This is a genomic window from Leucogemmata humicola (assembly GCF_055379415.1).
Genome location: NZ_AP040875.1, coordinates 2,729,572 through 2,740,419 on the forward strand (window position 1 = coordinate 2,729,572; position 10,848 = coordinate 2,740,419).

General features: G+C 63.9%; 8 protein-coding genes. 5 read left to right on the top strand and 3 right to left on the bottom strand.

Annotated features, from left to right (window positions below):
- The 3 genes from AC6H4Z_RS11260 (at position 1) to AC6H4Z_RS11270 (ending at position 5,015) form a co-directional block, all read left to right on the top strand.
- Complete coding sequence (locus AC6H4Z_RS11260; protein WP_497546848.1) at positions 1-1,494, top strand: RagB/SusD family nutrient uptake outer membrane protein; 1,494 nt, start codon at positions 1-3, stop codon at positions 1,492-1,494.
- 112 nt (positions 1,495-1,606) lie between these two features.
- On the top strand, positions 1,607-2,422 hold the full coding sequence (locus AC6H4Z_RS11265; RefSeq protein WP_497546849.1) for a carboxypeptidase-like regulatory domain-containing protein: 816 nt from the start codon (positions 1,607-1,609) through the stop codon (positions 2,420-2,422).
- A gap of 127 nt (positions 2,423-2,549) precedes the next feature.
- Positions 2,550-5,015 carry a carboxypeptidase-like regulatory domain-containing protein gene (locus AC6H4Z_RS11270; RefSeq protein WP_497546850.1) on the top strand — a complete coding sequence of 822 codons (2,466 nt, stop codon included), beginning with the start codon at positions 2,550-2,552 and terminating at the stop codon, positions 5,013-5,015.
- Positions 5,016-5,041: 26 nt separating this feature from the next.
- On the opposite strand, the gene AC6H4Z_RS11275 is transcribed toward AC6H4Z_RS11270, so the two are convergent.
- Positions 5,042-5,815 carry a carboxypeptidase-like regulatory domain-containing protein gene (locus tag AC6H4Z_RS11275; protein WP_497546851.1) on the bottom strand — a complete coding sequence of 258 codons (774 nt, stop codon included), beginning with the start codon at positions 5,813-5,815 and terminating at the stop codon, positions 5,042-5,044.
- A gap of 387 nt (positions 5,816-6,202) precedes the next feature.
- On the opposite strand from AC6H4Z_RS11275, the gene AC6H4Z_RS11280 reads away from it, so the two are divergent.
- On the top strand, positions 6,203-6,691 hold the full coding sequence (locus tag AC6H4Z_RS11280) for a BsuPI-related putative proteinase inhibitor (protein ID WP_497546852.1): 489 nt from the start codon (positions 6,203-6,205) through the stop codon (positions 6,689-6,691).
- 28 nt (positions 6,692-6,719) lie between these two features.
- Here the strand turns inward: AC6H4Z_RS11280 and AC6H4Z_RS11285 are convergent, their stop codons facing one another.
- Both AC6H4Z_RS11285 and AC6H4Z_RS11290 read right to left on the bottom strand, forming a co-directional pair.
- Complete coding sequence (locus AC6H4Z_RS11285) at positions 6,720-7,979, bottom strand: amidohydrolase family protein (RefSeq protein WP_497546853.1); 1,260 nt, start codon at positions 7,977-7,979, stop codon at positions 6,720-6,722.
- A 31-nt stretch (positions 7,980-8,010) separates the two neighbouring features.
- A complete protein-coding gene (locus AC6H4Z_RS11290; RefSeq protein ID WP_497546854.1) occupies positions 8,011-9,429 on the bottom strand; it encodes an MBL fold metallo-hydrolase in 1,419 nt (472 codons plus the stop codon).
- A 49-nt stretch (positions 9,430-9,478) separates the two neighbouring features.
- Between AC6H4Z_RS11290 and AC6H4Z_RS11295 the strand changes: the two genes are divergently transcribed.
- A complete protein-coding gene (locus tag AC6H4Z_RS11295; RefSeq protein WP_497546855.1) occupies positions 9,479-10,846 on the top strand; it encodes a hypothetical protein in 1,368 nt (455 codons plus the stop codon).
- Positions 10,847-10,848: the final 2 nt, after the last annotated feature.

Here is a 10,848-nt window from a genome sequence, read left to right on the forward strand (position 1 = left end):
ATGACCACGACTCACACACAGATGCGCAAATTCGTAGCTCTTGCCGCTCTGGCCGCCACGGCGGCCGGATGCCGGCAAGCCGATATCGATATCGCGAACCCGAACAGCGCGCTCGCCAGCGCGGTCGCGTCGGATCCGACCGCGTTGCAGCTGCTCGCCACCGGTCTGTTCACCGATCAGCGCGGCACGCGTAGCGCGATGATCACGAACACCGGCACGTTCGGCCGCGAGATGTACACGTTCACGCCGAACGAGGGTCGTAACACGACGCACTTCCTCGTTGGCATCACGGTCGCCGGCGTTCAAAAGCTCGATCCTACGGGCTTTGCGAACGGCAGCTGGGGTGGCGGCTACGGCGCGCTTCGCGACATCTACAACTTCAAGAATACGATCAATGCGTCGACCTCACTGAGCGCGGCGCAGAAGGCGGCGTCGCTCGGTTTGGCGCAGACGATCGAAGGCCAGATGCTGCTCGAGATCATCGACACGCGCGACACGCTCGGCGCCATGGTCGAGATCAAGGCGAATCCGTTCGACCTCGCGCCATTCGTCTCGCGTGACTCGGTGTACAAGTACATCCTGAACACGCTCGACGACGCGAACACGAAGCTGGCGGCAGGCGGAGCGGCGTTCCCGTTCACGCTTCCCCCGGGCTACGGCACGTCGGTTGGCGGCGCCGATTTCTCGACGCCCGCGAACTTTGCGAAGTTCAACCGTGCGTTCAAGGCCAAGGCGGCGTCCCACTACGCAACGTCTGGCGGTGGAGCAGCAGCGTGGCAGGCGGTCTTGACCGCGCTCAACGGCTCGTTCATCAACGCCTCGGCAACGACGCGTGCTGGTCTTGATGTCGGCGTCTATGAGACGTACGGCGCCACTCCCGACACGCCGAACGGTTTGACGCAGGCCACGAACACCACGCTGTACGCGCACATGTCCTTCCTCACGGACGTACAGAACAAGGCGAACGGTTCGCCGGACGATCGCTACACGGCGAAGATCCGCACGGGCCTGCCGTCGCGTACGGGCCCGGTCACGGGCGACGGACCGACCACCGGCTCGTCGACGCTTGGCTTCAGCATCTGGCCAACGACGACGTCCCCGATTCCGGTCATCCGTAACGAAGAGCTGATTCTCATCCGCGCTGAAGCCAAGCTTGCAACGGGCGACAAGGCGGGTGCGATTGCCGACCTCAACCAGGTTCGCGTGAACTCTGGTGGACTTCCGGCCTCGACGCTCACCACGGCCTCCACGGACGATGCAGTTCTCACCGGCATCCTCTACGAGAAGCGTTACTCGCTCATGATGGAAGGCACGCGTTGGATCGACATGCGCCGCTATGGCAAGCTCGGTCTCCTGCCGCTCGATATCCCCTCCGGCCCGAACAAGAACTTCGTCGCCAAGGTGATGCCGATTCCGCAGGCCGAGTGCCTCAACCGCATTCCGCTGGGCGGCACGTTCATCGGACCGAACGGCCTGAACGACTGCGCACCGTAACACGCGTGCAGTAGGGCAAGACGGTACGAATGGAAAACAGAAGCCGGAGACCGGTGTAGTATCCGGTCTCCGGCTTCTACTTTTTAGAAGCCCCTCGCTCTCCGAGACTTAGATGCGTTACTCCATTTTCAAGTTCGTTCCGCTCGCGCTCGCTGGAATGGCGGCGATTCAGGCCCTTCCCGCGCAGGGCAAGCCTATTCCGCTTGGCGTCACGCCCAGCAATGGCGGTCCGCTTCGGGCCAATCAGCTCGGCACGATCGACGGCATTGTGGCCGACTCCGGTCTGGCTCCGATTCAGGCGGCGTTCGTGTCGATTCTCGGGACGAACATCCGCGTCGGTACCGGCCCCAACGGGCGGTTTCGCATTACGAAGGTTCCGATTGGGCAGTACCTCATCATCGTGAAGCGAGTTGGCTTCCGCCCGACATCCAGTGTGATCGAAGTGCCGTCGAGCGATACGCTGCGCCTGTCGTATACGCTCGAGCGAGCGGCTCAGACCACGCTCGATCCAGTGATTGTGACGGAGAAGGCTCCGCTCGCCAAGCTGTCCGAGTTCGAGAAGCGTCGTCGCCTTGGCGTCGGGGAATTCATGACGGCGGAAGACATCAGAATTCAGAACCCGGTGTACCCGACCGAGCTATTCCGCCGGTTCAAGACCATCAACGTGTCGCCTGATCGCTCCAAGCCGTCGACGGAGTACTACGCGCTGAGCGGGCGCGAAGGTGCGAATCCGAGCCTCGGCGCGTGTCCCATGCAGGTGTTCCTCGATCAGGTTCCGTTGCCCATGCCGTTCAATCTCGACCTGCTGCCATCGCCGCGTGAGATTGTTGGTATCGAGGTATACGCGGGATCCGCGACTATGCCGCCCCAGTTCAATGGCCCGAATCGCGGCTGCGGCGTCGTGCTTGTCTGGACCCGTGAGTATTAGCCAGTTGAGATGATGCGCTTGCTGCCGTGAACGACGGTTTTCTGTTTGCAGTCTTCAGCTTCGAGTTGTGGACGGGTTGATAGTTCTGTAAACTGAACACGAATCCAGACTCGCGGAGCTGGCAGTCGTGCGGTATCTCAAAGCAGTACTGACGGTTCTCGCCGCGATGCTTGCGCTCATCGCGGCGTCGCCCGTGGCGGCTCAGACGATTCGAGGGTCGGTGGTGCTCCCGAACGACTCCACGCCGGTCGTGGGCGCGATTGTCGTCGCCGCCGACGCTCGGGGTACCACTGTGGGGCGCGCGCTGACCAGTTCGCGCGGCGAGTTCACACTCCGCCTTCCGGCCGCGGGCCAATATGCGCTGACGGTGCTGCGCATCGGGTCCCGGCCCACAGTGCTGCCGCCAACGACCGTTGCCGCCGGAGCCACTGAGACGATCCGAGTCGTGTTCGCTGGACAGGCGGTAACGCTTTCGGCCGTCAACGTTCGCGAACGTGAGACCTGTCGCGTGAGCGCGGACACCGGACTAGCGGTTACGCGCGTGTGGGAGGAAGCGCGCAAGGCAATGCTGTCGTCGCAGATCAGCTCCGATGGCGCGCCGCTCGTCGCAGAATGGATCGAATACGATCGCACGCTCGACTCGGCGTCGCGGTACGTTCGCCAGCAGCGCATCCGTACGTCGCGCAGTCCAACGACGCACGCCTTCGTCAGCGCGCCCATGGCCCGCCTAGACTCGGCCGGGTATGTCGTCAGCGATAGCACCGGGACGACGTACTATCTGCCCGACGCTGAGGTCCTGCTTTCACCGCTGTTTGCATCGTCGCACTGCTTCCGTCTGCAGGCGCCGCCGAGCGGGGCGGCGAATCTCATCGGTGTGGCGTTCTCCCCAGCGCCGCAGCGCCATGACGCTCGCGAGATCGAAGGAACGGTGTGGGTCGATCGCCAGACATCAGAGTTGAGGAGACTTGAACTACGATATACGAACCTCCCGTCGGTCGTCTCGGCCACCAAACCGGGCGGATCCGTCGAATTCGTTCGGTTGGCCGACGGCAACTGGCTGATCAATCGGTGGAGCGTCCGGATGCCGCAACTCGGCGTTACGACGCGCCCGTCGACGGTCAACATGCGCATGACGATCACGGGGACCGCGGCAATCGTTCGCGGTATTCAGGTCACGGGTGGAGAGGTCAACCGAGTTTCTCGCCGCGATAGTGTGTTCTACCAGTGGAGCGGCCCGCATCTGCGGCTCCTGATTCAGGGAGATGATTCCGTCATGCGGCCGGCCGGAGCCACTGTCGAACTCGACGGTACCGACTACAGCCGAAAGGCTGACATCGACGGAAGAATCGACCTCTCGCCAGTGCTCGCCGGCCGATACAAGGCGAAGATTCACACGGCGCTGATGGATTCCCTAGGAATGCCGGCGGTCGACCACGATGTCGATGTCCGCGACGGAACGAGCGTGGATACACTGCGACTGCCGCGCGCTCGCGATCTGCTTGGCGTGGCGTGCCCGCGTGCCTCCATCGCGAACGGCGAAGGCATGCTTCGTGGTCGCGTGATGGACCAGCACGGAAAGGCCTTGCCTCACTCGGCAGTCGTTGTCACGTGGAAGACGAGCCTCGCTGTCGTCGGCGGCGCCGCGGGCGATCAGGTAGCACTTACGGAAAAAACGATCGGCGCACTCTCGGATGATTCCGGCGGTTGGCGCGTCTGCGGAGTTCCTCGACGTGTTCCGCTCGTCGTGAGCGTTGCGACCGACGCTGGCTCTGCCGCGCGAGGAACGACGTTGTCCGAGGACTTCGGTGCCATCGATCTGCAACTCGGCTCGAACTCTGTAACGGCGAGTGAGAAGGCGCTCGCCGCTATCGGCGCGACGGGAAACCGCGCCGCGTTGGTCGAAGTTGCCGTGTTCAACCTTGCTGGCGTTCCGATCCCCGATGTGACGGTCGACGTTCAACCGCCGAACGGGCCTGTGCGCACCGTCGTCACCGGTCAAAGCGGGCGTGCGTTGATTCCAGAGATCAAACCAGGATTGCTCACGGTCAGGGCCCGGCGCATTGGCTTCAGGGAAGGACAGCTGGCCGTGACCGTGGAGAGTGGCCGCAACACCGTGCCGATTCTCCTCGGAGAAAACGTGGCTCCGGTGCTCGACACGGTGCGCGTGATTGGCGGCCGGAGCATGATTGGCCGGCACGACGAATTTGAAACGCGCCGCCTCAACCACATGGCGACGGTGAGCTATACGCATGAGGATATCGTCAAGCGCAATCCGGTCGACATCTGGCAGATGCTGCGCGGGATACCGTCGATCGAGATCATGCAGACTGATATCGTCGCGGCGCGATCGAGCAGGTCGATGCGCCTAACTCCGAACCTCGAGCCCGCTCCCTGCTATTTCGCAGTGATGGTCGACGGTGTAATGCAGACGCCGAATGGCGACCAGAATGGACCGGTCGACCTCCGCTTGCTGCCCAAACCGGAAGAAATTCACGGCGTCGAGGTTTTCGCCGGCGCGGCGATGATTCCACCGCAATACGGCGGAGTGGGGAGTGGGAAGTGGTGCGGGCTCATTGCCGTATGGACGCGGTGAGACCCGCTCTCACGAGCGTTCTCTGATCAGCGTGTCCAGATCATAACTAGCCCGCAGAAGCGGTCAGGCCCGCCGCCGTTGAAGAGCGGAGGAAGGCTTGCGGGCCCCGCGTAGACCTCGATGCCGTAGACGTCGTTTGGCGCGATCGAATTGATGGAAAAATATGAATCCATCAGGAATCCGTTGACGGCGACGGGCAGGACGCATTGCACCGGGACCAGCTTGCCGCCGATGTTGACCATCTTGATCCCGCGCGAAGAAATCACCACGGGAACATGCACGCTGTCGACGACAGTGATGCCCATGACGCGCCGCAACAAATCGGTCGTCGCAATTGGGCCCTGCTTCTCGATGTCCGCGCGCGTGATGTACTTGCCACCGATCTCGTGCTTGCGGCGCTCGTCGAAACCAGAGAGGCGGTCCGGAGCCGAGATTGCCGTCGTTCGCGTCGTATCGAGCACGGCGGCGACGGGATGAAGCGTGATCGCCAGCCGTAACGTGTCGTCTTCGCGGACATCGACGACGCTTGTGACGGCCTCGAAGCCAGGGCGCCGAACCATGAGGATATGGCGCCCCACCGGCAGATGCGTAATTCGAAAACGCCCTGACTCGCCGGTCTGAACGGCGACGCTCGTCCGTAGCACGCTGATGGTGGCTGCTGGGATTGGCGCGAGCGCCGAATCCGTAACGGCGCCGTCTACGACGCCACCGACGTGTCGTTGGTTCGTCTGACGGTCGGAGTGTGGTACGGTCGCTCGGAATGTCGTCGCGCGGACCACGCGCGACCCCGCGGGCGCCATCGACGAACTGGGCGCCTCAACTACAACGGCGGGCAGTGTCGCAGCGGCCAAACAAAGCCAAGTGCGGGCTAGCCACATTCTCCGACCACCTTAGAGGAGGTCCACGGAAAAGCGTGTTCGTCGATGTGATCGACGGATCCGTGTCGCCACGTGATATGGCTGGGATCACAGATTCTGAGAATACTATGAAAGGGTTCTAATCGGAATGGTCTTCAAGGTACTGACGCGCGCGACCGAAATACCATGCATACAGTAGGATTCGTTGAGTTCGGTGTTGCCGAACAGGTCCGCGGCATGCTACACCTTCATCGACGCTGTACAGGCGCGCTGAGGAGCAACGCTTTGGCCGTGACGAGGTCGAACAGATGCTGATTTATGGAAGGACCGATGTCGGGTCGTAGTGGCACGGCGGCGCGAATGCGCCGAACGACGATCATGTTCGGCGCGTTCCTTCTAGCCAGCTGCGCGGGAGAGGCGGTGAGCGGGCCACAGAACGGGCTCGTCGCAACCCTGGCGGCTCCGACGTCGGTCGCCCGCGGAGACTCCATCACGATCGTCATGACCGTCGTCAATCCAACGACGCACTCGGCGAGCCTCCGATTGGCTCAGAGCGATGGCTTCGCCTTCGATCCCATTGTGACAACGTCGACGGGCGTGTTCGTGTGGAACCGCCTAGCCGGACAGGTTCTTGGGGGGACGGGGCTCTACACCGGTATTGCGCCGGGCGATTCCGTGCAGTTCAGCGCGCGCTGGAATTTGAAAACCGCAGCGGGTGTTCCAGTCTCCCCCGGATCATATCGCATCGTTGGCCGATTGCTGCTGGACCGCGACTCGCTTCGCACCGAGGCTCGGATACTGGAAGTCGAGCCTCGGTGAGGGGGAGAGAAGCAGCAGCTTTAGCCAATCACGGCTGCTTGTACACCGTCCCGTTCTTCATCACCATCGCGACGTTCGACAGCGCCATGATGTCCTTGGTCGGATCGCCCTTCACGGCCACGAGATCGGCGTAGAGCCCAGTCTTCACACTGCCGATGCGATCTTCCCATCGGAGCATCTTCGCATCGTTCACGGTCGCGGCGCGCAACGCCTGCAGCGGCGTCAATCCATTCGTTACGAGTCCTTCGACTTCTTTCGCGTTATCGCCGTGCGCGAGCGGGCCTGAGTCGGCGCCATTGCAGATCGTGACGCCTGCGTCCATCGCCAGCTTTAGCGTTTCCTTCTTTCCCGCGCGATTGCCCACCGACACCGTCGGCACAAAGCACACGCCATGCTCGGCCATCAGCTTGAACACTTCCGGCGTGCCGCCGTCGCCATGCTCGATCGTCGCCACACCGGCGAGCGTTGCGCGGCGCATGCCTTCGGCAGTGCTCGAGTGCGCCGCCACCTGTCGGCCAGAGCTCTTGGCGATGTTCACGATGAGATTCAATTCATCCTGCGTGAACCCGGGCATCGCTTCGCCATTCGGACCCCAGCGATAGTCGGCGTACACCTTGATCCAATCCGCACCGTGCTTGATCTGGTCGCGCACCACGTGGCTGATCTTGTCGGGACCATCGGCCTCCTCGGCGCCCTGCGGAATGTCGTCAATGTGCTCGGTGACGAATCCCTTCGGCGCATAGCTGCCCGTGACGACCATCGCCTTGGTGACTACGACCATGCGCGGACCCGGAATGATTCCCTGATTGATCGCCTGCTTCAATCCGACGTCGGCGTACCCGGCGCCTTCGGTGCCGAGGTCGCGCGCGGTGGTGAAGCCCGCGAGCAATGTTGCGCGTGCGTGGTTCACGGCACGTGCGACACGCAGCGCCAGCGGTTCATGCAAAACCTGATCGTCCCACGACGTTTCGTTGTACGGATGGAGCAGCAGGTGCGAGTGCCCTTCGATCAACCCGGGAATGAGGGTCGTACCGGGAAGGGAAATCGTCACCGCATCGGCGGGGGCGCCAACCTGCGCTTTGGGTCCGACTGCCTCGATGCGTTCGCCGCGCACGAGCACCGCCCAGCCTTCGTGCGGATTCGCGTCGATACCGTCCCACACGCGGTCGGGGAGGAGAAGCGTCGGTGGACCAACGGGTGCCGCGCCTCGCCCACCGCCTCGCCCCTGCGCGAAGGCCAGCCCTGGTAGTACCGCGACCGCCGCAGCGATGAGAAAACTCTTACGCATGATTGACTCGCGTTGAAGTCGAGAGGAACGTCTACGAGGAAGATCGTTCGGTAGGAAACCCCGCCGCACGCCACGCCTGAATGCCGCCCGCCACGTTGGCAACGTCGGTAAAGCCCTGCGCCTGCAGTATGCTCGCCGCGATCGCCGAGCGTGTTCCGCCCTGGCAGTGTACGGCGATCGGTGTGTCGTGTGGAATCTCGCTCGCGCGCTGCGCCAGGTCGCCCAGGAACAGATGCTCGGCGTTGCTCAAATGTCCTTCATCCCACTCCGATGCGCCGCGCACGTCCAGTACGCGGCGGTCGCGACTCTCCGCCAGTTGCTTGGCGTCGAGCTGTTTGACCGTCTGCAGCTTCCCGTGACGCGCCTGCCATTCGGTTCGCAGCGCCGACCCGCCCCACGCCGTGACTCGGTCGAGTCCAATGAGCGACAGTCCGTGCCGCGCGCGCGAGAGCCTCTTCTGATCGTCGGCCAGCAGGACGATGTCTCGGTCATAGGGCAGCAGCGTTCCCGCCCACGTGAGGAACGACGTGCCGGTCGGAATGTTGAGAACTTTCGGAAGGTGACCCGCCGCGAAATCCGCGGTGCTCCGAACGTCGACCACGGAAGCACCGCTCGCCATCGCCCGATCGAACGCCGCGAGGTCCAGCTCGGGCAACCCAGTCACCGCTGGCGTCGGCGCTGGGCCGTCGCGGTTGACGGCTTTCATGGTCGCGAAATACTTCGGCGGCTCTGGCTGACCCGCGAGCACCTCTGCGACAAACTGGTCCTCGTCGTCGGTCTGAAATGCCCAGTTTGCAATTCTCTCATAGCCAAGCGTCGTCGACGGCATGGCTCCGAGCGCTTTGCCGCACGCCGACCCGGCGCCGTGTCCCGGCCAGATTTGGAGGTAGTCGGGAAGGTCGGCGAGTGCCCGAATCGATCGAAACAGCGATCGCGCCATCGCGTCCATCGTGCCGCGGACATTGGCCGCGCGCTCGAGTAGGTCGGGCCGTCCCACGTCGCCGACGAACACGAAATCGCCGCTGAACATGCCGATCGGGCGGTCGCTTGCCGCCCGATCGGTCACGACGAGCGAGATGTGCTCGGGGGTGTGACCGGGCGTATGTCGCACCTGAAGCTGCACGTCGCCGAGCTCGATCGTGTCGCCGTGGCGGACCAGGCGCGCGCCGTTGCTTTTCGCAAAGCGATACTGCCAGTCCTTGCCGCCCTCGGCGGACAGCAGCAGCGTCGCACCGGTCTTGTTGGCGAGTTCGCGCGCTCCGGACACGAAATCCGCATGAATGTGCGTTTCGGTAACGAAGGCGATGGTGAGCTTTTCGTGCGCTGCCGCGGCGACGTATCGGTCGATGTCGCGGTTCGGATCCACGACGATGGCGCGTTTCGTTTCCTGGCAGGCGAGCAGGTAACTGCTCTGCGACAGCCAGTCATTGTAGAGGCGTTCGAGCAACATCCATTCAGAATGCCTTGCGAACGCGCTTCACGCAACGCAGGATGTCGTAATGCGGAGAACTGCGCTGTCACTGCTATTCGCGGTATCGTCGGTTGCCGCCGCGCAATCGACGGAGACGCCAATTCCGTTCGACAGTGCGCAGCGGGTCGTGGCCGTAACCCCGGCGGTGGCAGCGCGGCTGCAACTCGGCGGCCCGGCGTGGCCCGTCACCGGCCCGTATCGCGAAGCGCGACTGTACTCGGTCGATCCGGGCGGCAGTTTCGTGCTCGTCGTACAGTTGCCGAGCGGCGTCCTCCAGCGTTTCCCTCTGACCACGGCCGAGCGAAACGCGCTTGGATTGTCGATCGACGCCGCGATGCGGGCGTCCGGGCGACCCAGCGCCGAGGCGATGTCGGATCTCGTATCCGAACCGGCTGGCAATGCGTTCGCGCGTCATCAGACCTTTCTCGCGGCCACGGTCTACGCGCCATTGGCCGCCTCGCTGGCCGATGACGGCGCGGCCGCGGGCGGACTCTATCTCGCGACGACCGGACTGGCGTTCTTCATTTCCTACGGGTCCGCGCAGAACACGCCGTTCACCCGCGCGCAGAGCGATCTCGCGGGAGGTCTCGGCCTCGCCGCAGCCAGTGGCGCCGCGCTACTCGGCTATTCGGCGACGGGCGAAGGAAATCGTGGTGTTCGTGCGCTGGCGCTGGGATCAGGGATTGTGGGGACGGTCGTCGGCGCGTCGCTCGGCGCCCGGCTGAGCGATGCCGAGGTCCATGCCGCAACGCTCGGCATCGAGACCGCCGCCGTGAGTGCTGTGACGGTCGCCGGAGCCGCGGGCGCTGATCCTCGGTCGTTGGCACTCGCCGCCACGGTCGCGGGCGGATTGGGATATCCGATTGGCGTGCGCTATCCGCGGCGCGCGTCGTACACGGTTACTGCTGGCGACGTCGAGGCTGCGAGCACCGCCGGCCTCGTCGGGGTCCTGGCAGCGGGTTCCATCGTCGCTGCCCTCGACCATCCTAGCCCGCGGCAGTACGCGAGTCTGCTCGGCGCAGGGTATCTGACCGGTGTCGCCCTCGGCGATCTCACGATCGCTCGGGGTTTCGACCTCACCCAGTCGCAGGCGAACGTGGTGAACGTCGGCGCCGTCGCCGGCGCGCTGATCGGCGCTGCGATTCCGGTTCTGGTGGGCGGCGGCGACGGCGCGGTTCCTTACGCGGTCGCGTCTGGCGGGGCACTGCTCGGGATGGCCGCCATTGTCGGTACCTTTCCGCGGGCCGGGGCGAGGGTGTCGGCAACGGCTCCCTCGTCGGGCGTTCGCGGCGAATCCGCGGCAAACGGACTTCGGTTCGTTGTCACGCCGGGCGGCTTGGCGGGAGTCGCGAGCCGCGTTCCTGGCCCGCACGTTCTGGCAAGGCTCGTTTTCTAGGG